This is a genomic window from Mesorhizobium sp. B1-1-5 (assembly GCF_006443065.1).
GTDB lineage: Bacteria > Pseudomonadota > Alphaproteobacteria > Rhizobiales > Rhizobiaceae > Mesorhizobium.
The window spans coordinates 14,792-37,304 of the sequence record NZ_VFWS01000014.1 but is presented as its reverse complement, the minus strand read 5'-3'; the positions used below and the strand labels follow the sequence as shown (position 1 = coordinate 37,304).

The window sequence follows — 22,513 nt, the reverse complement described above, 5'->3', positions numbered from 1 at the left end:
GAAGTTGTGGATAACTCCGCATTAAGAATCTGCACCATTAGAGTTAGTTAAAAAGCGGTAGAGTTAGCCGACCCCGGGGCTACCAAATTGCCCCGCCTCTGGCTTTAGCGCGCCGATAATTCAATGACTTCATGAATGGCGGCACCGATGCTCAACTCGTGTCGGCGTGCCGGAAAGCCGACCGCTTGGTCAATTGGACCGGAAGCCCGGCGGTTGCAATTGGTCGATGCGACCGATGCAGGGCGGTCCGTCTCCGCCGCGACGTGCCTCCGTAGAACAGGCGCTCGGGGCGCGAAATTTCATTCCACTGTATTTGCTCACAACATTGCAGACCCGTAGCGATAATGACTGAAGATTCCTTCGGTCAGCAAATCGGTTTCAAGGCTGACCCTTTGTTGAAGGTCTGCTTTCGAAGGTGATAGCCGACGCGACGATCAGCCGGAGCGGGCAAGGGACGTTTGTGCCGGGTGGCGCAAGGCAAGCGGCGCTCGTAGGATGGCGGGAGCTTGCTCGCCTAGCGCAGGGCTGGCGCGACCTGCTGGAGTGATCTGACCGGCATAAATGGGCAAAGCGACGTTATCATGGCTGGATCGCGCAGCCTAACACTTGGCAAAGACATCGGGCAGTGCGATCGGGCGGCTCACGCTCGCGGCTTGCCTGCGCCGAGCATCCGCCTTCATCCGATTCGACTCGTCCAGTGGGAAGTGGAGGGCCTTGAGGAGTCCCCGGATTTCCTGCCGTGCCATCAGGTGCGACATCGTCGGCTCGGTTCGAAGCACCTGGTTCTCGAAATCGTCCAGCGCGGTAACCCCGATGGTAAAGAACTCGCGAAAGGCGACGCGCTCGGAAATGCCGGCAGTGACCCGAAAGCCTAGATCTACTGCAAGTTGGCGCAGGGAACTGTCAATTTTGCGCTCGTTGCGAGACGCAAGCATGGACATACGGTTGCGGACCACGACCCAATCAAGGCTTGCGTCCTCTGAATGCAGGCGGCTCCTCCGGGCATCTAGCACCACCAAGGCGTACTGCGAGTATCCCAGGATCTCATGGGAGAGCGGGTCAACCCTGGCGAGCACGTCGAAATCGACGAACGAATCGTTCATCGGTGAAATCAGCGTGTCTGCCATACGGTGGGCCAGTCGACTGAGGAACGTGTTCGCGCCAGGCGTGTCGATGACAACGAAATCGTGGCTGGCAGCAATTGAGGCGATACCTTCCTTGAGCTCTCTCACCAGAACGCTGTTGACATCTGCGGCTGCTGCCCGTGCGGCAGGCGACACATGAAAATGATGTGGCACAGGCAGGGTGATTCCCTTAAACCGGGCCCAGCGACGACGGTTGTCGACGTAGCGTGTTAGCGAAAGCTGGCGTTCGTCAAGATCAACCGTCGCAACGCTGTGACCTGAATCGATCAAGGCGATTGCAATGTGCATCGCGGTCGTGGTCTTGCCGGAGCCGCCCTTTTCATTCCCGCAGACGATAACACGCCCATTAGCGCGCCGCCGACCGTTCGATGTCCAGGCACCCGCGCTCATCTCACATCCCTCAGTGCCAACTTATCACACCAACGATGCCGCTTCTGACGGACGGCATCCGAATTTGCGCAGCCTCGACCGGTGCATCGCTATGACGATAACGTAAGGTCAGGCGTAAACCCGTGCGAGACCGGTGTTGTCGGTTTCCGGCTTCGTGAATACCTCGACTAGTCCCTCCGTCTTGTCGAGATACTGGATCAACGCAGTTACCAGATGGTAGAAGATACTTGCCGGGACCTCGGTCGCAGCCGCTCGCCCCCTTTCATCAATCCTGTCGATCCACAGGCCTACTGGCGCGGGATCGATATGCCACCTGAACAGGCGGGCAACGCGGGCTTCTATCTCAGGCTTTAAGTCTGGTCCGCCGACGCCGTCGAGCGCGCAGGCCGCTTTCACCGCCTCGCATTGTGGCCAACTGCGCGAAATGCGATCAAGAGGATTTCCATTTCGCGACACAGCCGCATAAGCCAGACCAGTAGCCCGGTTCAATCCATTTGATATTGCCGAGGAGTAGAGTTTTCTCGCGAGCGGCACTAAGTCTTTCTGACCGCTTAACAGCGAAAACTCCACCAGCAGGGATGCCCATTCGAAATGATGTCCGGGCTCCGTCCACTGGCCGTCGTTGCCCGGTAAAGGTTGCCAGTCGAGGTCGAAACGCTCCCCGAGAGTCCAACTCTCCGCGTCGAAGAAATGACAGCGGCAGAGATCGATGATGCGTGCCGCTCTGCGCAAATGCGACCGCTCTCCCGTGACGTTGTACCAAGCGAGAAAAGCTTCCAGCATGTGCATATGAGGATTCGAGTACCGCACAGTTTTCGAGCCCGGGGTCTCGAGGAAGCCGTTTAAGCTGGCGTCTTCCAGGTGAGTGTCAACGAAATGAAGTGTCTCTTCGGCGAGCCGCAAGGCCTCCGGGTGGCTGCATCGATGCGCGTGGGCAAGCGCTAGCAACACGCACGAATGGTCATAGGTGTCCTCTTCCGGGTCGCTGACACTTCCGTCGGGCTGAAGGGCGCGAACCCATCCACCGCGGTTGGTGCGACCGTGTCTGGCTATGAAGTTGATGCCGTGATCAATAAGTTTGTCGGCAGGTCCCGTCCAACCGCGTTCCTTGGCCACTGCGAAAGCGTAGATTTGGCGCGCCATGGTCCGCATTCGCTTAGGCTTACCAAGCGGCCTGCCATCGAAACTCAGTGCCTCGTGGAAGCCGCCGTGCACATAGTCGACCCCCGTCGTGGACCACAGCGGGAGGGTTTCATCAAATAGCCAGTGCTTGACGCGCTTGCGCCATGATCCGCTGATGATGACGCGATCTTCCGAGGGTGTGAGCTTCGTCTCGAGGCGTCCGCTCTTCTCCAACTGCTCGACAACCTTCCTGACGTTCTGGCTATGACTGACGGGGGCAACAAACACTGCATCTGCAGTTGCCACCACCGCCGCATCTTTCATCCCGATGACAGCCAGCAGCCTGCCTTGGCTTCTCAGATAACAACCGTCGCAATCCATCGCGACGACATCGCCCACCATGACATTGCCATCGCGGTCGGTTGGGCTCGCATCGAGCAGTGATTGCCACGACCCAAGATCGCTCCAGCCGAAAGTAGCCGCGACCATGGTGATCTCGCGCGTCTTCTCCACCACAGCGTAGTCAATCGAGACAGAAGGAATGGCTTCATACAAGCTCCGGGGCATATAGGTTCCCGACACATTGGTCCGCGCGCCTCGAAAAGCTCTCTCGGCCGTCTCCCAGATATCCGGCCGAAATTCGAGGAGCGCCCGCCGCATGGTTTCGGCACGAAAAAGGAAAATACCGGCATTCCAATAAAATCGCCCCGAAGACAGGTAATGTTGAGCCGTTTCGGCGTCAGGCTTTTCCACAAAACGCGACGCCGCAGCCACTACGCCACCTTCTGCCGCCACCTCGATATACCCGTATCCGGTTTCGGGGTGTGTCGGCTTGATCCCGAATACGACGATGTCGCCGCGCTCGGCAGCGAATCTGCCTGACTCGACCGTTTCCCAGAATTTGAGTTCGGTCGATATCTCGTGATCCGAGGGGACCACAAGCAGAAGCGTGTCGTGGTCGTATTCGAAAATAGTTATCAGCGTGGCCAGGGCAACCGCCGCAGCGGTGTTGCGGCCGACGGGCTCGAAAACCGGTCTGCCGCCATTCAAACCCAGTGGAACAATGTCGGAAAGAATTCGATCGGCGTGTCTCTCCGATGCGATCAGATGGATCGGAGTGTCGCCACTCGGTCGCGCCTTCAGGCGTCGCACCGTTTTCACAAGCATCGACCCGTCGCCGGAAAGATCATGAAATTGCTTGGGGTTATCCTCCCGCGAAAGAGGCCAGAGCCTGGAACCCACGCCTCCGCTCATGACGAAACTTACGATCCGGTCCGGCATGATGCAGCCCTCTCCATAATTCGGTCGCAAGCTCCACGGTGGGCACTGATCTCGAAAATAATGGATGCCCGCGGCAAAGATGTCTCGCCGGGCCGCATGACGCGTATTCTAGTAGCCTGTCGGCACCGAGCCCTTAGTGAATTCGGATAATTGTGTTGCCTGCTTCAGAGGCGATCACCGGATAAGACAGCCAAAAGGATGTGTTAGCCTTCAGCCTAGGCTGTCATACCCTCCCATTCGTCGACCTTAGCTCACGAGCAAATGGGCTTGGCCATTGGCCGAACGGCGACGACCCCTCAGAGCTTGCAAGCCTTGCGCGCCAAAGCCAGCCACTGTCATGTCACTAGGCGCCCTGGACGATCATTGGGATTGGGCAAGAGATTTCCAGGCCCCCCGCGATCCTTGTGCTGGATGTCGCAAATCGGCCTCACGATTATTTGCGGCGCTGGGTGGAACGCTCACCGAAACCGTCGGCCGGCGAGGTGCGGGGTTTCGCAACCGAAACAATCGGCGAAACACCGTCAAGAAGATTGTGGTCGCCCAGTCAGACGCAATCAGATAGGGCTGGCAAACGGGTCTACGTTACCGGATCCTGTGACATTGCTGGCGCTGTCAATGTCAATAAAGCCATAAACGCCGCGCTGGATAACGTTGTTTGTGATTGTTATCCCAGATATTGTGCCGTTTGGCTTCGCCCCGTCGATATAAACCGTGAACACGGGCAGCGAGACGTTGGGGCCAGTTCCCGACGCTTTGCCTAATAGTTGATTGTGGTTGACCTTGATTCCATTTATCGAGCCGAAGTCGTTGGTGATCCACACGTCGGCATTGTCACGTCCGATGATCGTGTTGTTCTCAATCAGAACATTGGCTTGCACCTTTGGATGCCCGCCCAGTTGGATGCCGTCATAGTGCGGGTCAGCGCCGCCTGCTTGCAGGTCATGGATATAATTACCCTTTATGACCGCATTTGATCCCGGCGTGATACCGTTCTCGTAGCCAGCGATGTTGTTCCCGATCAGCGTCGAGCCAGATATGTCACTGGTGTCGATGCCGTAGGAGCCGCCGGTCTTACCCTGACCTGTAATCGTGCAGCGTTCGACCGTTAGGCCATCGGCACCCTCGTGGGCATAAATCGGATGCCACCCGTCGAAATCTATTCGGCTGTTACGGATCGTGACGCTCTTGGCCCTCACCTCAATGTAGGTATTGATGATCTTGTTCTCGATCACTGTCCCGGCGACGGTAATGACGTTCGGTCCTGTGTAGATGGTCGGGACAGTTCCTGCGGGCATACCCGTGTTTGTGGCGTCGGGCCAATTATTCCCGTCTGACACGGGGAGAAGGGTCCGCGCCGATGCGATCCCCGTTCCTCTCCAATGCGAAGCGACGCCAGCTTGGAAGACAATGACCGCCGATAAGGCGACAACCGGAACGAATCTCGAGATGTGCATTCGCCTTCAATTCCTTTTTTAGACGTCCCATCGGCCGAACGTAAGGATACGACGGCAGCGGCGGCCCGGCCGGCGGGGGGTACACCCAGGCCGGGCCTAACCGGCGGAGGCGTGGGTGGCATAAAAGACGCCGGCTACGGGCATCATACGCCCGTCCGAAATCCAATGCGCCCGCAGAAGGAGGTATGCCGGACATATCATGCGTGTATCAGTACACCCAAAAAGGTACGCTGGGATGAACTGAGCACCGTTGGCCCGTCTTGCATGTCTCGTTTCGGATCAGCAGTGCCGGCACCGGTTTTGCAGGGAAGGTTTGGCCGCTCGATAGTCGGAGCGCAAGTTGAACAGGGCAGCCGGGATGATAAAAAAAGGGGCGGCGGACTGCACTCATGTCACCTTTTTGACAAATGTTGTGATCGATTTCTGCGCGAAGCATGAGATCGTTCGCATCGATCATCGCGAACAAGTGGCGGGTAGAGTGATGAGCCTTTTCGATCGGGGCGTCACCGACCCCGATCAGATTTCAATTGCCCTCGAAAAGGATAGGGCTATGTCTCGCCTTCGCCGGTTGGCGTATCGGTTACCGCACTCTGACGATCGGCAGGATTCGCAACTCAGTCGCCAGGAACATAGCACCGCGGCGCAAGTTCGGTCGGCAGGAGCGGCGCATCGCGATGAATGAACGTCATTCGTCAATCTCTCCTTTGATCGAATTCGAAAGACGTTGGGCAGCCGGTTCCGCGCGTCGGTGTCCCGAGGCCGGCAACCGCCTGCGATTGGACAAACAGGCGGGAAGATAGCCCAAGAGGGGCCGCTGCAACGTGGATGAAGACGGCAACTGAAAGGCGGCTTCGAAAGATTTGTCTGGAAGCCGCCGATCCGGTCACGCCCAAGACGAATGAGTCGTTCGCGATCGAGACACGCGATGTTGCACTTCCCTAGATGTCTTTGCAGCATAGCAAGGGCCGCGGCCTTGGAGCGGCGAGGGGACTTGCCTACATCGCACATGTCGTCGATATGGACGTCGTCGATGAGCTCGCCGAAGGTCTTAAGGCGCGCAATGCGGGACTTGGTCGGCGTCTCTCCGCGATCTATTTGGCGCTCGGTTTCGGTCGCTAGCGGCGTGCGTCGTCACGGCGCAGGAAGGTCTCGCTGACGTAGCGACCCTTGCGGCGGACCTGCACGCGCCAGGAACCGGACGAGAGCTTGGTGTAGGTGGCCATTTTTTCGTGTGCGCTCCGTGTGCACTGAGAGATCGAAACGTGGCGAAAAGGGTCGTATCCTGGCGTAAATTCGGGTGGATCCGCTACGAGCCAAGAATTTGATGTGTTAGAAAAAAATGGCGAAAAATCAAGAGCATAGACTTGCCATAGCACCAATGATGGACTGGACGGATAGCGAAGTAGTATCAGTTAGTTAGGTGAGGCCGTGTGCAAAAATCGCACACGAAAGTTCTGCTTCTCTTCCTTTTTCGTTCCCGCGAAAGAGCCGCCGACAGCCCTATTCACACGCTCTTTTGCCGACGATATTGACCGCTCCGTCTTGGACGTTCGCTGCGATATCCGCGACCCCTTTTGTCCGATGCGCCGTCCAATTTCCCTGGACTTCTTAGAAGCTTTCCAGCTTTCTGGGTCGCGCCTCGGCCCGAATTGCGGGTGCTTAGGGACAGCATGGGATAATAGACACGGCTTTTGGATAATTTGTGAGGCATCAACGTTTTGGCGCGTTCGCCTTCCTTCGAGTGTGACTGCTTCGGTCTTTTCGGCGGTTGAAGGATCAATACAATGGCCTCCGTCGCAGCCTCTTCGATGGTAGGGTTAGTCGGTTTATCTGCGAGGCCGCCTTACTCCCTTTGGGACGAGGCGGCCTGTTCCGTGGCCCTCGCCATCGGCAAGGTTCTGCTGCTTGCCGGTCTCCTCGGCCTGCTTCATCGGTAGGGCGCACTTACGCAGCCCCTATGATCACAAAATCAGAGCGGTTGAAGGCCGATAGGATTGAGGTTCGCGCCGCCGCTTAATCCGCCGACATCGAGCGCGCCATGTCGAGAAAGGCGCGCACCAGCTTGCCGCCACTGCGTTCACGCAGGCAGATCAACGCTTCGTCCATTAGGGTCTCCGGAGCGTCGATGGTGATCGGGACGAGCCGCGAATCCTGGCCGAATTCGGCCGCCGAAACAAAGCCGATTCCGGCACCCGAGGCGACGATCTCGCGGACAGCCTCGCGGCCCTCGGCCTCGATGACTGGCCTTAGTTCGATCTTCGAGGCCGCGGCAAGGTCTTCGAGCTTCTGACGCGTCTTCGAGCCGCGCTCTCGCATGACCAGCGATTCCTGCGCGAGTTGCATGAGGGTCAGCGACTTCCTGCACGACAGCGGGTGGCTGATGGAGGTGAAGGCGATAATTGGTGTCGAGTTGAGCTTCAGCACCTCGAAATCGCGGCCGGCCGGCACCTCACCCAGTACGCCGATATCGGCGTCATAGCTGTAGAGGCTGCTGATCACCGTCTCGGTGTTGCCGGCGCGCACCGAAACCTGGACACCGGGATAGCGCGCGCGGAACCTGCCGAGGATATGAAGCAGGTGATGCGCTGCGTCCGCGACGATGCGCAGCGTGCCGGAGCGTAGCGCGCGCGACTCGGTCAGCAGTTCAAGCGCCTGCTGCTCGGTATCGAACATGCGGTGGGTTATCTCGAGCAGCTTCTGGCCCGAATGGGTCAGCGTGACCTGCTTCTTGTTCCGGTTGAACAGCAGGACGTCATATTCTTCCTCGAGCTTGCGCACCTGGTCGGAAATGGCCGGCTGGGTCAGGAACAGCGCTTCGGCCGCTCGCGAAAACCCGCCTGAAATCGCCACTTGATGAAAGGCCCGCAACTGGACGTAGCGCATCTTTTCCGCCGTTCGAAATCCCGGAAGTGCGAACATCCTATCATAAGCCGGATTAACTAAAAGAAAGAAATGAACGATTTGACTTATGCTCAGTCCAGAACCTAGCCTGAGTGAAGGTCGACGTCCCTGCCGGCCACGGGACAGCCGGAGGCGTAGCCATGCAATTTTCCCTCATCCTGCTGCATCTGGCAGGTGCCGTCATGTTGTTGCTTTGGGCCGTGCGCATGGTGCGCACGGGTGTCGAGCGAGCCTGCGGCCGGACATTGCGCTATGCCCTGAGACAGGCGCGAGGCGCGCGGGTCAGATCGGCGGGGATCGGCACCGTGCTCGCCGTCCTGCTGCAGAGTTCCACAGCCGTCGCCATGCTGGCGGCTGGGTTTGCCGCAAGCGGCATGGTTTCGGTTTCGGCCGGGCTGGCGATCCTGCTTGGCGCCGATCTTGGCTCCGCTTTGGTCGTGCAGGTGCTCTCGTTCGACTTGAACTGGCTCGTACCGGCCCTGATCTTGGTCGGCGGCGCGATGTTCCTGAAGTTCGAGGCGCGCGGCATCAAGCAAGGCGGGCGCATCCTAATGGGCATCGCCTTCGTCCTGTTATCGCTGCACATGATCGGTGAGGCGACCGCGCCGATGCGGCAGAGCGCGTTGCTGCCGGTGGTGATTTCCTATCTGCGCGCCGACTACTTCACCGCCTTTGTCGCCGCCGCGCTGTTCACATGGCTGATCCACTCCAGCGTGGCAGCGATCCTGCTGTTCGTCACGCTTGCTGCGCAAGGCGTGCTGCCTGTCGAGGTCGGCCTGTTCTTCATCCTCGGCGCCAATTGCGGTGGCGCATTGATTGCCGTGTGGCTGACGCGGGGCGATGCCGTCGAGGCGCGTCGTGTTCCGCTTGGCAATCTGATCTTCCGCGGCGCGGCGGCACTCGCCACGCTGTTCGTGCTTCAGGCGGTGGTGTTTCCGGCGCATCTGTTTGGTGCGACCGAAGCCCGGCAACTGGTCAATCTGCATCTCGCCTTCAATCTCGCACTGGTCGTCTGCTGCCTGCCCTCCACCGGCCTGATGGAAAGGCTGGTCAGTTTGCTGATCGCAGACAGGCCGGAGGCAAAGGCAGGCGAGGGTGCCGATCTGATGTCGCGCCGCGTCAGCGCGCTTGACCGCACCGTTATGCGCACACCCGGTCTTGCGCTGGCCAGCGCCACGCGTGAATTGCTGCGTATGGGCGAAGTCGTGGAGGTGATGCTTCGTCCGGTGATGGATTTCTTCGACGCCGGCACCAACACCCAGATCCGCCAGGCCCAGAAGCTCGATGAAGAGGTCAACCGCGCCCACACCGAGATCAAGCTCTACATTGCCGAGGTCAATCGCGGCAGCATGGCGGCGGCTGAAGCCCGGCGCGGCATCGAGCTCACCGACTTCGCCATCAATCTCGAACGTGCCGGCGACATCGTCGCCAAGAACCTGCTCGTGCTCACCCAGGAATTGCGCGACAAGGGTTTGCGCTTTTCAAGCGAGGGCTGGAGCGAACTGTCGGGGCTTCACGATCGTGTCATGGCCAACATGCAGCTTGCGCTCAACGTGCTGGTGTCGAGCGATCTCGATTCGGCACGGCAGCTCATCGTCGAAAAGGAGCAGATGCGCAAGCTGGAGCGCATGAGCCATGACCGTCACCTCAAGCGCCTCCAATCGGGGCTGCCGCAAAGCATCGATACCAGCGACATCCATCTGGAGGCGGTGAGGGCGCTGAAGGAGATCAACTCGCTGATGGCGTCGGTCGCCTATCCCTTGCTGACGCAAAGCGGCGATCTGCTCGAAAGCCGCCTCGCGAGGGGCGGCCGGGCCGCGGACGAGACGGCTGGCGCGGTGGCATGACAGGGGCGCAATTGCCCGATGAAAGCCGACACATTGTTCATCGCGCAAATCGATACTTCGATATGAAATAACGATTTTACAAATATATCGTCCCGGCCGAGAGTAAGGCCACATCAAAAAAGCAGCGCCCTGCCGGAGGACACCCATGCTCGCCGAGATGAAATTTGCTGCAGAGCCGCTAGCCATGCCGGCGCTGGGCGAGCCTTATCTGTTGACCCCAGGCCCGCTTACCACGGCCTATTCAGTCAAGCAGGCGATGCTGCGCGACTGGGGATCGTGGGACGGCGACTTCCGCGCCATGACAGCCGACATGCGCCGCCGCCTGCTGGCGCTGACTGGTGACGCGAAAGGCGAATTCGATTGCGTGCCGATGCAGGGCAGCGGCTCCTTCTGCGTCGAGGCGATGCTAGGTTCCTTCGTGCCCAGGGAGGGCAAGGTTCTGGTGCTGGCCAATGGCGCCTACGGCCTGCGTGCCGCGCAGACAATGCAGTATCTCGGTCGCGCCTATACGCTGATCGACAAAGGCGACTATCTGCCGCCGCGCGGTGACGAGGTGGCGGCCGCACTTGAAGCCGACCCTGCCATCACGCATGTCATCGCCATCCATTGCGAGACGAGTTCAGGCATCCTCAACCCGGTCGCCGAGATTGCCGAGGCCGTCCATGCCAAGGGCCGCAAGCTGCTGGTCGATTCCATGAGCGCCTTCGGCGCGGTCGCGCTCGACGTCAACGAGATCCGCTACGAGGCGATGGTGTCCTCGGCCAACAAATGCATCGAGGGTGTGCCGGGCTTCGGCTTCATTATCGCCCGCAAAAGCGAGCTCGAGGCAGCCAAGGACCGCAGCCATTCGCTGTCGCTCGACGTCCACGCACAATGGGCGCATATGAACAAGACTGGCCAATGGCGCTATACGCCGCCGACGCATGTCGTCGCTGCTTTCCTCGAAGCGCTGCGTCAGCACGAAGCCGAAGGCGGCGTCGCCGGTCGCGGCGCCCGCTATACCAGGAACCGCGACGTGATGGTGGCCGGCATGCGCGAGCTCGGTTTCGAGACCTTGCTGAAAGACCGTTGGCTGTCGCCGATCATCGTCACCTTCTTCAACCCGGCCCATGCCAACTTCGCCTTTGATCGCTTCTACGAGTTGATGAAGGACAAGGGCTTCATCATCTATCCGGGCAAGCTGACGGTCGTGGATTCCTTCCGCGTCGGCTGCATCGGCCAGATGGACGAGCATGTCATGCGCCGCGTCGTCGAGGCGGCGGCACAGTCACTGAAGGAAATGGGCGTCGACACCGCCGCCCCACCCGCCGCGGCAATCGCCGAGCGTGCCAAACTCGCCGCCTGAAGCGGTAGATTTCAAGGGATTTTCGATGAACCAGATGTCTCGCGTCAACGTCGCCGCCAATGGCCGCACCTACGTTTGGCCACGCGTGCCCGCCATCGCCATCTGCCTCGACGGCTGCGAGCCGGCCTATCTCGACGAGGCTATTCAAGCCGGGCTGATGCCAGCTTTGGTCAGGATCAAGCAGAAGGGCACGGTGCGCATGGCGCACTCAGTCATTCCAAGCTTCACCAATCCCAACAATCTCTCAATCGCTACCGGTCGTCCGCCATCGGTGCACGGCATTTGCGGCAACTATCTCTACGAGCGCGAGACCGGCAAGGAAGTGATGATGAACGACCCGCGCTTCCTGCGCGCGCCAACCATCTTCCAGGCCTTCTACGACGCCGGTGCCAAGGTTGCCGTGGTGACCGCCAAGGACAAATTGCGCGCGCTGCTCGGCAAAGGGCTGGCCTTCGACCAAGGCCGCGCGCTGTGCTTCTCGGCGGAAAAGTCCGACACCACCACCAAGGCCGAGCACGGCATCGACAATGCTTCCAAGCACTTCGGACTGCCGGTGCCGGAAGTCTATTCGGCTGAGCTGTCGGAATTCGTCTTCGCCGCCGGCGTCCAACTGCTGAAGGAATTCCGCCCTGACATCATGTACCTGACCACCACCGACTATGTGCAGCACAAATATGCGCCGGGCGTGCCGCAGGCCAATGCCTTCTACGAAATGTTCGACAAGTATCTGACCGAGCTTGATGCGCTGGGCGCGGCGATCGTCGTCACTGCTGACCATGGCATGAAGCCCAAGCACAAGGCCGACAGCTCGCCCGACGTCGTCTATGTCCAGGACCTGCTCGACGAGTGGCTGGGAAAGGACGCCGCACGCGTCATCCTTCCGATCACCGATCCCTATGTCGTGCATCACGGTGCACTAGGCTCCTTCGCCACCGCATATCTGCCTGATGGCGCGGACCAGGCCGACATCATGGCGCGTCTGGCCAAGGTCGACGGCATCATGCTGGTCGTCGACAGGCCGACGGCCTGCGAGCGTTTCGAACTGCCGGCCGACCGTATCGGCGATATCGTGCTGATCTCGACCGAAAACAAAACAATCGGCACCAGCGAATACCGGCATGATCTCGCGGCACTCGACGAACCGCTGCGTTCGCATGGCGGGCTGACCGAGCAGGAAGTGCCGTTCATCGTCAACCGCGTGCTGCCGGACCTGCCGAATGAGCCAACCTTGCGCAATTTCGACGCCTTCTACTACGCTACCATGGCAGCGGCGCTGGCGTGCGACGGGTGAGTTGGGCGCCGGTTGGGTCTGTCGCCAGCCATGATGGCACTGGTCGGCCCCCACTCCGGCCCTCCGGGCCACTCTGCCCCGATCGACGGGGAGAGGAGGGGCGCGGGTTCGTCAGCCTTGGCTCTCTTCCCCCGGAGGGGGAGGTGGCGCCGCGAAGCGGCGACGGAGTGGGCAAAGCCCTTGCAGAGACGCGATGGCCTAGCCGACAAAGATCAACGTGGCTCACTGGCCAGGAACACTCACATGACCAAACTTGACCCTGCCATCAAAGTTCGCCACGAGCCGATGCGCATTGCCGGCAAGAAGGTCGATGCCGACAGCGTCGTCGAGGTGCGCTATCCCTGGAACGACACTGTTATCGGCACTGTGCCTGCCGGTCGCGCCGAACACGCCCGCCAGGCCTTCGAAATCGCAGCCGGCTACAAGCCGAAGCTGACGCGTTACGAGCGCCAGCAGATCCTGTTCCGCACCGCCGAAGCGCTGGCCGCGCGCAAGGAGGAAATCTCCGATCTCATCACGCTGGAACTCGGCATCTCCAAGGCAGACTCGCTCTATGAAGTCGGCCGCGCCTATGACGTGTTCACGCTATCGGCACAGATGTGCATCCAGGACGACGGCCAGATATTCTCCTGCGATCTCACCCCGCACGGCAAGGCGCGCAAGATCTTCACCACCCGCGAGCCGCTGAGGGCGATCTCGGCGATCACACCGTTCAATCATCCGCTCAACATGGTCTCGCACAAGGTGGCGCCGGCGATCGCCACCAACAACTGCGTTGTGGTGAAGCCGACGGAGCTGACGCCGATGACGGCCCTGCTGCTCGCCGACATCCTCTACGAAGCTGGCCTGCCTCCTGAAATGCTGTCTGTGGTGACCGGCTGGCCGACCGACATCGGCAACGAAATGATCACCAACGAGAACATCGACCTGATCACGTTTACTGGCGGCGTACCGGTCGGCAAGATGATCGCCCGCACTGCCGGCTACAAGCGCCAGGTGCTGGAACTCGGCGGCAACGATCCGCTGATCATCCTCAACGATCTCTCCGATGACGATCTGGCCGAGGCCGCCGATCTCGCTGTCGCGGGTGCGACGAAGAATTCCGGCCAGCGTTGCACGGCGGTCAAGCGTATCCTGGTCCAGGAAAGCGTCGCCAATCGTTTTGTGCCGCTGGTGCTGGAGCGGGCGAAGAAGATCCGCTTCGGCGATCCGATGAACCGCGCCACCGATCTCGGCACCGTTGTGCACGAGAAGGCGGCGGCTATGTTCGAAGCCCGCGTCCATATGGCCGCCGAGCAGGGTGCAGAAATCCTCTACAATCCCGGTCGGCAGGGTGCGCTGCTGCCGCCGATCGTCGTCGATCGCGTACCGCATAAGTCGGAACTGGTGATGGAAGAAACCTTCGGGCCGATCATCCCGATCGTGCGCGCGCCTGACGATGACGAGGCACTCATTGCGCTCTCCAACTCGACCGCCTTCGGCCTGTCGTCAGGCGTCTGCACCAACTCGTTTCCCCGCATGCAGAAATACATCGCCGGTCTGCAGGTCGGCACTGTCAATATATGGGAAGTGCCGGGCTACCGGATCGAGATGTCGCCCTTCGGCGGCATCAAGGATTCGGGCAATGGCTACAAGGAAGGGGTCATCGAGGCGATGAAGAGCTATACCAATGTGAAGACTTTCTCCTTGCCGTGGTAAGCGCCGTGACGGACAGTTTCGACCTTGCGGTCGTCGGTTCCGGCATTGTCGGGCTGGCTCATGCGTTGGCCGCGGCGCAGCGCGGCTTGCGCGTTGTCGTCATCGATCGCGACCAGAAGTCCAACGGCGCCTCGATCCGCAATTTCGGCCTCGTCGTCGTCACCGGACAGGAGCCTGGGCCGTCGCGCCGCCTGGCCGAGCGCAGCCGCGAGATCTGGCTCCAGCTTGCGAACGAGGCGGGGATCGAAATCCTGCATCGCGGCAAGCTGATCGCGGCGCAACGCCCGGAAGCGCTTGCGCTGCTCGAGAATTTCAAGTCCGGCGAGCATGGCGGCGAGTGCAAGCTTCTGACCGCGCGTGAGGCGGTCGCTCATCAGCCCGGCCTTGACCAGAAGGCGATCATCGGCGGCCTCTCCAGCCCGTTCGAGTTGCGCGTCGAGTCGCGTGAGGTGCTGCCGCTACTGGCATCGTATCTTGCCGAGAAGTTTCGCGTTGTGTTCCGCACCGGTGTGTCGGCGACCGAGATCGCGCCGCCCTTCGTCGAGACCAGCGCGGGACGTGTTCAAGCGCAAAAGGTCGTCGTCTGTCCCGGTGACGATTTCAGCTCACTCTATCCGGAACTGATCGGCAAGTACGGCGTGCAGCGCTGCAAGCTGCAGATGCTGCGCCTAGCCGATCCCGGCTTTCGCCTCCAGTCGGCGCTGATGTCCGATCTCAGCCTGTTGCGTTATGGCGGGTTTGCCGGCCTTCCTGAGGCCGGCGCATTGCGAAGCAAGCTGGGCGAACAGCGCGGGGCCGCGTTGGCCAACGGCGTTCACCTGATCGTCGTGCAGAGTGCCGATGGCTCGCTGGTCGTCGGCGATTCCCATCACTATGGACTGACGCTCGATCCGTTCGGATCGGAAGCCGTCGACCAATTGATCCTTGATGAGTTCAAGACGTTGTTCGGCAAGGTGCCGAACGTGCTTGGGCGCTGGACGGGATATTACGCTTCAGCGCAGAATGCGGTGTTGCGCGAGACCCCGCATGAAGATGTCCGGCTGGTGATCGTCACCAGCGGCACCGGCGCCAGCACCGGTTTCGGGCTTGGCGAGGAAACCATCGTGGAATTGTTCGGCCAATGACGATCGTCCATACCGAAGGAGAATCCAACAAAGCGGCGGCGCGACAGGAATGGGGCGCCAAGCAGGGCCACGCACCGTCACAGGAACTCCTGCGGCGCGACGCGGCAGCCTTCTTGCACCAGAGCCTTTCCAGCCCCTGCGTCATGGCCATTGCCAAGGCGGAAGGCATCTGGATCGAGGACACGGCCGGACGCCGCTACATGGATTTCCACGGCAACAGCATCCACCATATCGGCTACGGCCATCCGCGGCTTAAGGAAGCCATCCGCAAGCAAATGGATGAACTGCCCTTCTCGCCGCGACGCTTTACCTGCGAGCCGGCGATCGAACTGGCCGAGACGCTCGGCAGGCTGGCGCCGGGGGATCTCGGCAAAGTGCTGTTCACGACGGGCGGCTCCGACGCAATCGAAGTCTCGCTGAAGTTGGCGCGCGCGGCGACCGGCCGGTTCAAGACGCTGTCCTTCTGGGATGCCTTTCATGGCGCCGGCTTCGGCGCTTCCAGTGTCGGCGGCGAGGCGACGTTCCGCTCCGGCATTGCGGGGCCGCTTCTGCCCGGCACCGAGCATGTCGCGCCTTGGGCGCCGCACAATTGCCCGTACGGGACTAAATCGCTAGAGGATTCCGCCCGCGTGTGCGCCAACATGATCGCGTACGTGCTGGGACGCGAAGGCGACTTCGCCGCTTTCATCGCCGAACCGATGCGGGCAACGCCGCTGGTGCCGGCGCCTGGCTTCTGGAAAGCAGTGCGCGAAGCCTGCGACCGGCATGGCACGCTGCTCATCTTCGACGAAATTCCGACCGGGCTCGGCAAGACCGGAAAATTCTTCGCTTCCGAACATGATGGCGTCACGCCAGACATTCTGGTGCTGGGCAAATCGCTCGGCGGCGGCATCTTGCCGATCGCCTCGGTGATCGCACGGCGCGATCTCGATGTCGCCGGCGACTATGCCATCGGCCACTACACGCATGAGAAGAACCCCGTCACCGCGCGCGCCGCGCTGACGACCATCGCCATCATTCGCGAGGAAGGGCTCGTCGAGCGCTCGGCCGAACTCGGCACCCAAGCGCTCGCGCGGATGAACGACCTCATGCAGCGCTCGCCTTTCGTCGGCGATGTCAGGGGCAGGGGGCTGATGTTCGGCGTCGAGGTGGTCGAGGACAAGGCGAGCCAGACGCCGGCGCGTGCGCTTGCCGAGAAGATCTACTATCGCTGCCTCGACCAGGGCCTGAGCTTCAAGATCAGCCAGGGCAATGTGCTGACGCTCTCGCCGCCGCTGGTGATTGCGCGCGCCGATCTCGATCGGGCGCTCGACATCGTCGAAGCCGCCGTGCTGGCGGCCTGAGCCGGATGAAGGCTGTCCGCACCGACAGAGAGCTCGAATGCCCGGGCATTGACGCGGGCTTGAGAGCGCGCGACATCGAGCTCGTCACGCTGCCGGATGGCATTCCCGAAGCCGAGCTCATGGCGGCGGTTGCCGATGCCGACCTCATCCTGATGTGCTACACGCCGGTCACCGGGCGTGTCATCGAGGCGGCGCGAAAGCTCAAGGGCATCGTCAAATATGGCGTCGGCATCGATGCCATAGACATCCAGACGGCGATGCGGCGCGGCATTCCGATCGTCAATGTTCCCGACTATGCGGAAGAGACCGTCGCCGAGGGCGCGTTTGCGCTGATGATCGCGCTGGCGAAGCGGCTGCCTGCGATCACGGCGGCGGTTTCGCGCGACGGCTGGATCTGGCCCGCGCAGCGCTGGCTTGGGCGCGATATTTCGGGCGCCACGCTGGGACTCATTGGTTGCGGCAAGATCGGCCGCAGCATGTCGCGCATGGCCGGACAAGGGTTTCGCGCGCGGGTTCTTGGTTTCGACCCAGGCGTCGATGCGGCGACGATGCACGCTGCCGGCATCGAGAAGGTCGAAGACCTTCAGGCGATGCTGCGACGCTGCGACTTCGTTTCCATCCATTGCGTGCTGAACGACAAGACGCGCAGCCTGGTCGGCAAGGCCGAACTCGCTTGCATGAAACCTTCCGCCATCATCGTCAACGTTTCTCGCGGCGCGCTGATCGACGAGGCGGCACTCGTCGAGGCGATCCTCGCCGGGCGCATAGCCGGCGCCGGGCTCGACGTCTATTCGGTCGAACCTTTGGCGAAATCCGGCCATCCGACGAGCGCATTGTTCGGCCGCGACAATGTGATCCTCTTTCCGCATCTCACATTCTTCACGGTGGAAGCGATGCGCCGGCTTGAAGAGGACACGCTCGCGCGCTGCTTCGAAATCCTGGAGGGGCGTCCGGTGACGGTCCGCTCGTTTGATCCTCGTCTGCGGGCGCAGACGGCAGGTGTTTTATTCTCCTGATTATCCTTCCGCTTCAGCCGTCGCAGCCTAGCTGGCGCAAGTTTCGAAGGGCTCTAAATACGTCCACGACATGTATGCGACGGTTCTATGACAGATATCAGAGGAATTTTTCCTGTCATAAAATAAATAGATTTTACTTATCGATGGCCAGTCCTCAGAGTTGTCACGACGGCGACATCCAATCGGCTCAACGTCTGTCAGAGACCGAGACCGATCGGTCCTAGTGCATCGCAGAATGTGCCTTCAATCATAAAGGGGAACTGGTCATGAAATCACGAAACGCAACCATGGTCGTGGCTTTTGCCGCATTGCTCGCGTCGGCCGCTCTCGTCGGACCGGCACTCGCCGACGGCGTCGTCACCATCTATTCCGCCGATGGCCTGCATGACGGCAACGGCAGCTGGTACGAGACCGAATTCGCCGCTTTCACCAAGGCCACCGGCATCACCGTGCAGTATATCGAGGCAGGTTCAGGCGGCGTCGTCGAGCGCGTCGCCAAGGAAAAGTCGAACCCGCAGGCCGACGTGCTTGTGACCTTGCCGCCCTTCATCCAGCGCGCTGCCGCCGACGGCCTGCTGCAGGATTACAAGCCCGAAGGCGCCGACCAGATCGACGGCGGCACTGACAAGTACCGGCCGCTGGTCAACAACTACATGAACTTCATCTACAACAGCGCCGCGCTCCCGGAAGCGCCGAAGAGCTACGACGACCTTCTCGATCCGAAATTCAAGGGCAAGATCCAGTATTCGACGCCCGGCCAGGCCGGCGACGGCACCGCCGTCATGCTGCAAATCATCCACGCCTTCGGCGGTGAGGATGCCGGCTTCGCGTTCATGAAGAAGCTTCAGGAAAACAATGTCGGCCCGTCCGCCTCGACCGGCAAGCTGACCGCGCTCGTCAACAAGGGCGAATTGCACGTCGCCAATGGCGACCTGCAGATGAACATGTCGCAGATGGCAGGCAATCCGAACATCAAGGTGTTCTGGCCCGCAGGGCCGGACGGCACCCGCTCCACCTTCGCGCTGCCCTATGAGATCGGCCTGGTCACCGGTGCGCCGAACGCCGACAACGGCAAGAAGCTGATCGACTTCCTGCTGTCGAAGGATGCGCAGTCGACGGTGAGCTCCATTGCCATAGGTATGCCCGCCCGCAAGGACGTGAAGCCGTCCGATGCCAATTTCGCCAAGTTGCAGGAGGCGATGAAGGGCCTGACCATCTGGTCGCCGAACTGGGATGACGCGCTGGCTAAGCTTCCCGACTACGTCAAGAAGTGGAACGAAGCGACCGGAAGTTGATCCCCAAGGAAACCAGTCGGGAGAACAACGCCATGTCGGCCGTCGCCTTCACGGGTACCAGCGTTATGGATATCGACGTCGCGAAGGTTCGCGGCGCCGGTTCCAACGTCCACTTCGACAACGTCAGCGTCGCCTATGGCGCGCTTGTCGTGCTGCATCCACTGACCCTGGACATCGCACCGGGCGAGATCCTGGCGATGATCGGCCCTTCCGGTTCGGGCAAGACCACTGCCTTGCGGGCCGTGGCCGGTTTCGTGCGGCCTGCAAGCGGCCGCATCCGCATCGGCGCCACCGACGTCACCGACCTACCGCCTTACGAGCGTGGTCTCGGCATGGTGGTGCAGAACTATGCGCTGTTTCCGCATATGAGGGTCGAGGACAACGTTGCCTTCGGCCTCAGGGCACAAGGCGCCGACAAGGCGCTGATCGCCGAGCGGGTCAAGGATGCACTCGGCACGGTCGGCATGTCTGCCTTTGCCAGGCGCTATCCGCGCGAGCTTTCGGGCGGCCAGCAGCAGCGTGTGGCGATTGCACGGGCACTGGCGGTGCGGCCGCGCGTGCTCCTGCTCGACGAACCGCTCTCGGCGCTCGACGCGCAGATCCGTCGCAACATGGTCGAGGAAATCGCCCGGCTGCACCGCAGCCTGCCGGGCCTGACGATCCTCTATGTCACCCACGACCAGACCGAGGCGCTGACCCTTGCCGACAAGATCGCCATCATGCGCGACGGCAGGGTCTGTTCGCACGGACCGACGACGGAACTCTACCGCCGTCCGCCAAACCGCTTTACCGCCGAGTTCCTCGGCCGCGCCAACCTTCTGCCGGTGACGGTTGAAGAGCCTGTCGGGTCGAAAGGCTTTGCCACGGCAAGGCATGGCGATGCTGTGCTCACCGGCGCCGGTCGCGACGAGAAGGCCGGCGACAAGAGCCTGCTCTGTATCAGGCCGCAGCATCTCAGCCTGACGGCCGACAGCGAGCACACCAACCGCATTGTCGGCACACTCAGGGAAGTGCACTGGCAGGGCGAACTCACCCACCTCGTGCTCGATGTCGACGGCACGCCGGTGCGCGTCTCGGCAACGAAACTGCCCATGGCCTTGCCGGAACCCGGCGCCAGGATGCCGCTGTTTTTCGCACCGGCCGATACGTCGCTGCTTCCGGAAGACGCCGGTGTCTGAGGCTGTCGCCATTCGTGCGCCGACGATCAGGAGAGAACCCGGCAAATTCTGGATCGTGCCGCCGGCGGCCCTACTGGCGCTGCTGTTCTTCTATCCCCTGGCGCTGATTGCCCGCCAGGCCTTCCTTGATGACAGCGGCGTCGCCAATGTCGCCGAGATCGCCCGCGTCCTGCATTCGCGCTTCTTCCTCAACGCGCTGATCAATACGGTGACGATCTCGGTCGCCGCCACGGCCGGATGCCTCATCGTCGGTCTTGTGCTGGCGTTGATCCTGGCTTTCGTGCCGTTTCCCGGCAGTGGCTTCGTCGCCCGGCTGATCGACACCTTCATCGCGCTGCCGACCTTCCTGATGACGCTGGCTTTCACCTTCCTCTACGGCTCGGCCGGCATGCTCAATACCGGGCTGATGAAGGCCTTCTCGCTACCGTTGCCGCCGGTCCATTTCCTGTATTCGACTTGGGGCGTGGTGCTGGCCGAAGTCACCGTCTACACGCCCTTCATCCTGCGGCCGCTGCTCGCCGCCTTCTCGCTGGTCGATCGTGGCCAGATCGAAGCGGCAAGTGTGTTGGGCGCCAGGCCTTTCCGCATCGTCCGTCAAGTCATCCTGCCGGCCGCGGTGCCCGCGCTCATCGCCGGCGGGAGCCTGTGCCTGCTGCTCACCGTCAACGAATTCGGCATCGTGTTGTTCATCGGCGCCAAGGGCGTCATCACGCTGCCGCTGCTGATTTACGGCAAGGCGATCCAGGAATCGGCCTATCAGGTCGCCTGCATCATCGCCGTGGTCAACATCGCGCTGTCGCTCGGCCTGTTCGGCCTATACCGCTTCGCCGCCGGCCGGCTGGGGGCCTAGTCATGCTGGTCTGGTCGCGCCCTGGTCGAATCGTGCTGTGGATGCTCTTCGCGCTGATCTTCGGCGTGCTGTTCCTGGCGCCGCTGGCGGTCATTCTTTTGTCCAGTCTCGCCGACCAATGGAACGGTGTGCTGCCCAATGGCTTGACGACGGAGCACTACGCCGACGTCGTCAAGGGCGCGGCCTGGAATTCGGTCAAGGCCAGTCTTATCACCGGCTTCCTGGCCAGCGCCCTGGCGCTGGTCAGCGGCACCTGGGCTGCCCTTTCGCTTCGCCTTCAGGGGCATGCCTTGAAGCGGCTGCTTGGCCTGTTGTTCTTTGTCCCCAGCGCGGTGCCTTCGGTATCCGTCGGGCTTGGCCTGCTGGTTGCGTTCAGCCATCCGCCGCTTGTGCTCAACGGCACGGTAGCGATCGTCATGATCGCGCATTTCGTGCTGATCTCGGCTTTCACTTTCGGCAATGTCTCGGCCGGACTGGCACGGCTTTCGCCCGATTTCGAACAGGTGGCGTCGAGCCTTGGCGCCCGTCCGGTCTACCGCCTCTGGCACGTCACGCTGCCTCTGCTGGCGCCCTATCTGGTCGCTGCGTTCGGCCTCAGCTTCGCGCTGTCGATGGGGGAACTCGGCGCCACGGTCATGGTCTATCCGCCGGGCTGGGTGACGCTGCCGGTGTCGATCTTCAGCCTCACCGATCGTGGCGATATTTTTGTCGGCGCGGCACTCACCATGATCCTGGTGGTGGCGACATTGGTTCTGCTGCTGGGGTTGGAACGCATCACCGCGCGCGCCACCGGTTCGTGAATTCTGAGCTCATGCCGGCTTGCGCTCGATGATTTAAATGTGGTCGGCCGCCAGCACCACTTCGCCGCGCTGATTGATGACCTCGCAGCGCTCGGTCACCCGTCCTGAACCGGGGCGCTTTACGTCGTCCTCCTTGGCCGTGGTGGTGGTGCGCGTGCGGATCGTATCGCCGATGAACACCGGCTTCGTGAAACGCAGCCGGTCGTAGCTATAGGAAAAGGCGGCGGGGTTGACGATACCACCCGTCTGCCCGATGCCGATCGAAAACACCAGCCTGCCATGCGCGATGCGTTGGACGTACGGTGGTGGTAACGGCGTCATCATCACCGACTTCGCCTATCATGGCGCAACGATCGCGACCGCGCAGCTGTCGGTCGGGGCCAAGGGCGTGCCGGCGCAACACACGACCGCGGCAGCGCATTGATCGCGCGGC

At 61.3% G+C, this 22,513-nt stretch carries 18 protein-coding genes and 1 pseudogene; 14 read left to right on the top strand and 5 right to left on the bottom strand.

From position 1 onward, the window contains the following. Nucleotides 1–599: 599 nt before the first annotated feature. The 3 genes from FJ980_RS07840 to FJ980_RS07830 all read right to left on the bottom strand — a co-directional run bounded on the left by FJ980_RS07840 (nucleotide 600) and on the right by FJ980_RS07830 (nucleotide 5,392). Entirely contained in the window at nucleotides 600–1,535 is a 936-nt protein-coding gene (locus FJ980_RS07840; RefSeq protein ID WP_140542349.1) for a division plane positioning ATPase MipZ, read from the bottom strand. A 108-nt stretch (nucleotides 1,536–1,643) separates the two neighbouring features. Then, nucleotides 1,644–3,938, bottom strand: a complete 2,295-nt coding sequence (locus tag FJ980_RS07835; RefSeq protein WP_140542348.1) for an AGE family epimerase/isomerase — start codon at nucleotides 3,936–3,938, stop codon at nucleotides 1,644–1,646. A 554-nt stretch (nucleotides 3,939–4,492) separates the two neighbouring features. After that, nucleotides 4,493–5,392 carry a right-handed parallel beta-helix repeat-containing protein gene (locus FJ980_RS07830; protein WP_140542347.1) on the bottom strand — a complete coding sequence of 300 codons (900 nt, stop codon included), beginning with the start codon at nucleotides 5,390–5,392 and terminating at the stop codon, nucleotides 4,493–4,495. Nucleotides 5,393–5,732: 340 nt separating this feature from the next. Here FJ980_RS07830 and FJ980_RS34630 point away from each other — a divergent pair, with 340 nt between their 5' ends. Together FJ980_RS34630 and FJ980_RS35075 are read left to right on the top strand one after the other, a co-directional pair. Next, nucleotides 5,733–6,074 carry a hypothetical protein gene (locus FJ980_RS34630; RefSeq protein ID WP_181164837.1) on the top strand — a complete coding sequence of 114 codons (342 nt, stop codon included), beginning with the start codon at nucleotides 5,733–5,735 and terminating at the stop codon, nucleotides 6,072–6,074. Between the two features lie 260 nt (nucleotides 6,075–6,334). After that, entirely contained in the window at nucleotides 6,335–6,511 is a 177-nt protein-coding gene (locus tag FJ980_RS35075) for a hypothetical protein (protein WP_210243733.1), read from the top strand. Nucleotides 6,512–7,405: 894 nt separating this feature from the next. Here the strand turns inward: FJ980_RS35075 and FJ980_RS07820 are convergent. Continuing rightward, the gene (locus FJ980_RS07820; protein WP_140542346.1) at nucleotides 7,406–8,275 is read right to left on the bottom strand and encodes a LysR substrate-binding domain-containing protein; all 870 of its coding nucleotides are present in this window, start codon (nucleotides 8,273–8,275) and stop codon (nucleotides 7,406–7,408) included. Between the two features lie 158 nt (nucleotides 8,276–8,433). On the opposite strand from FJ980_RS07820, the gene FJ980_RS07815 reads away from it, so the two are divergent. The 11 genes from FJ980_RS07815 (at nucleotide 8,434) to FJ980_RS07765 (ending at nucleotide 22,080) form a co-directional block, all read left to right on the top strand. Next, nucleotides 8,434–10,140, top strand: a complete 1,707-nt coding sequence (locus tag FJ980_RS07815) for a Na/Pi cotransporter family protein (protein WP_140542345.1) — start codon at nucleotides 8,434–8,436, stop codon at nucleotides 10,138–10,140. A 145-nt stretch (nucleotides 10,141–10,285) separates the two neighbouring features. Then, on the top strand, nucleotides 10,286–11,485 hold the full coding sequence (locus tag FJ980_RS07810) for a 2-aminoethylphosphonate--pyruvate transaminase (RefSeq protein WP_140542344.1): 1,200 nt from the start codon (nucleotides 10,286–10,288) through the stop codon (nucleotides 11,483–11,485). Between the two features lie 25 nt (nucleotides 11,486–11,510). Continuing rightward, complete coding sequence (gene phnA, locus FJ980_RS07805; RefSeq protein WP_140542343.1) at nucleotides 11,511–12,776, top strand: phosphonoacetate hydrolase; 1,266 nt, start codon at nucleotides 11,511–11,513, stop codon at nucleotides 12,774–12,776. A 243-nt stretch (nucleotides 12,777–13,019) separates the two neighbouring features. Further along, entirely contained in the window at nucleotides 13,020–14,474 is a 1,455-nt protein-coding gene (gene phnY / locus FJ980_RS07800; protein ID WP_140542342.1) for a phosphonoacetaldehyde dehydrogenase, read from the top strand. 5 nt (nucleotides 14,475–14,479) lie between these two features. After that, nucleotides 14,480–15,598: a TIGR03364 family FAD-dependent oxidoreductase gene (locus FJ980_RS07795; RefSeq protein ID WP_140542341.1), complete on the top strand. Its 1,119-nt coding sequence runs from the start codon at nucleotides 14,480–14,482 to the stop codon at nucleotides 15,596–15,598. Further along, nucleotides 15,595–16,941: an aspartate aminotransferase family protein gene (locus FJ980_RS07790; RefSeq protein WP_140542340.1), complete on the top strand. Its 1,347-nt coding sequence runs from the start codon at nucleotides 15,595–15,597 to the stop codon at nucleotides 16,939–16,941. The genes FJ980_RS07795 and FJ980_RS07790 overlap by 4 nt, the downstream gene beginning before the upstream one ends. A gap of 5 nt (nucleotides 16,942–16,946) precedes the next feature. After that, complete coding sequence (locus FJ980_RS07785; protein WP_140542339.1) at nucleotides 16,947–17,957, top strand: NAD(P)-dependent oxidoreductase; 1,011 nt, start codon at nucleotides 16,947–16,949, stop codon at nucleotides 17,955–17,957. A 266-nt stretch (nucleotides 17,958–18,223) separates the two neighbouring features. Continuing rightward, nucleotides 18,224–19,252: a 2-aminoethylphosphonate ABC transporter substrate-binding protein gene (locus FJ980_RS07780; protein ID WP_140542338.1), complete on the top strand. Its 1,029-nt coding sequence runs from the start codon at nucleotides 18,224–18,226 to the stop codon at nucleotides 19,250–19,252. Between the two features lie 32 nt (nucleotides 19,253–19,284). Then, nucleotides 19,285–20,430 (top strand): ATP-binding cassette domain-containing protein, encoded by a 1,146-nt coding sequence (locus tag FJ980_RS07775; protein ID WP_140542337.1) that lies wholly within the window; start codon nucleotides 19,285–19,287, stop codon nucleotides 20,428–20,430. After that, the gene (locus FJ980_RS07770) at nucleotides 20,423–21,280 is read left to right on the top strand and encodes a 2-aminoethylphosphonate ABC transporter permease subunit (RefSeq protein WP_140542336.1); all 858 of its coding nucleotides are present in this window, start codon (nucleotides 20,423–20,425) and stop codon (nucleotides 21,278–21,280) included. The genes FJ980_RS07775 and FJ980_RS07770 overlap by 8 nt, the downstream gene beginning before the upstream one ends. A gap of 2 nt (nucleotides 21,281–21,282) precedes the next feature. Continuing rightward, on the top strand, nucleotides 21,283–22,080 hold the full coding sequence (locus tag FJ980_RS07765) for an ABC transporter permease subunit (protein ID WP_140542335.1): 798 nt from the start codon (nucleotides 21,283–21,285) through the stop codon (nucleotides 22,078–22,080). Between the two features lie 33 nt (nucleotides 22,081–22,113). Here FJ980_RS07765 and FJ980_RS07760 read toward each other — a convergent pair. After that, nucleotides 22,114–22,374: pseudogene (locus FJ980_RS07760) on the bottom strand (MaoC/PaaZ C-terminal domain-containing protein); the annotation flags it as partial. Between FJ980_RS07760 and FJ980_RS34625 the strand changes: the two are divergent. Further along, a complete protein-coding gene (locus tag FJ980_RS34625; RefSeq protein WP_181181140.1) occupies nucleotides 22,367–22,504 on the top strand; it encodes a hypothetical protein in 138 nt (45 codons plus the stop codon). The pseudogene FJ980_RS07760 and the gene FJ980_RS34625 sit on opposite strands and share 8 nt — an antisense overlap. Nucleotides 22,505–22,513: the final 9 nt, after the last annotated feature.

Excerpts from the sequence above, each read along its gene's own strand:
- FJ980_RS07840 (WP_140542349.1), bottom strand. The coding sequence starts at position 1,535 with ATGAGCGCGGGTGCCTGGACATCGAACGGTCGGCGGCGCGCTAATGGG.
- FJ980_RS07835 (WP_140542348.1), bottom strand. The coding sequence starts at position 3,938 with ATGCCGGACCGGATCGTAAGTTTCGTCATGAGCGGAGGCGTGGGTTCC.
- FJ980_RS07830 (WP_140542347.1), bottom strand. The coding sequence starts at position 5,392 with ATGCACATCTCGAGATTCGTTCCGGTTGTCGCCTTATCGGCGGTCATT.
- FJ980_RS35075 (WP_210243733.1), top strand. The coding sequence starts at position 6,335 with ATGTCTTTGCAGCATAGCAAGGGCCGCGGCCTTGGAGCGGCGAGGGGA.
- FJ980_RS07820 (WP_140542346.1), bottom strand. The coding sequence starts at position 8,275 with ATGCGCTACGTCCAGTTGCGGGCCTTTCATCAAGTGGCGATTTCAGGC.
- FJ980_RS07815 (WP_140542345.1), top strand. The coding sequence starts at position 8,434 with ATGCAATTTTCCCTCATCCTGCTGCATCTGGCAGGTGCCGTCATGTTG.
- FJ980_RS07810 (WP_140542344.1), top strand. The coding sequence starts at position 10,286 with ATGCTCGCCGAGATGAAATTTGCTGCAGAGCCGCTAGCCATGCCGGCG.
- phnA (WP_140542343.1), top strand. The coding sequence starts at position 11,511 with ATGAACCAGATGTCTCGCGTCAACGTCGCCGCCAATGGCCGCACCTAC.
- phnY (WP_140542342.1), top strand. The coding sequence starts at position 13,020 with ATGACCAAACTTGACCCTGCCATCAAAGTTCGCCACGAGCCGATGCGC.
- FJ980_RS07790 (WP_140542340.1), top strand. The coding sequence starts at position 15,595 with ATGACGATCGTCCATACCGAAGGAGAATCCAACAAAGCGGCGGCGCGA.
- FJ980_RS07785 (WP_140542339.1), top strand. The coding sequence starts at position 16,947 with ATGAAGGCTGTCCGCACCGACAGAGAGCTCGAATGCCCGGGCATTGAC.
- FJ980_RS07780 (WP_140542338.1), top strand. The coding sequence starts at position 18,224 with ATGAAATCACGAAACGCAACCATGGTCGTGGCTTTTGCCGCATTGCTC.
- FJ980_RS07775 (WP_140542337.1), top strand. The coding sequence starts at position 19,285 with ATGTCGGCCGTCGCCTTCACGGGTACCAGCGTTATGGATATCGACGTC.
- FJ980_RS07765 (WP_140542335.1), top strand. The coding sequence starts at position 21,283 with ATGCTGGTCTGGTCGCGCCCTGGTCGAATCGTGCTGTGGATGCTCTTC.
- FJ980_RS34625 (WP_181181140.1), top strand. The coding sequence starts at position 22,367 with ATGCGTTGGACGTACGGTGGTGGTAACGGCGTCATCATCACCGACTTC.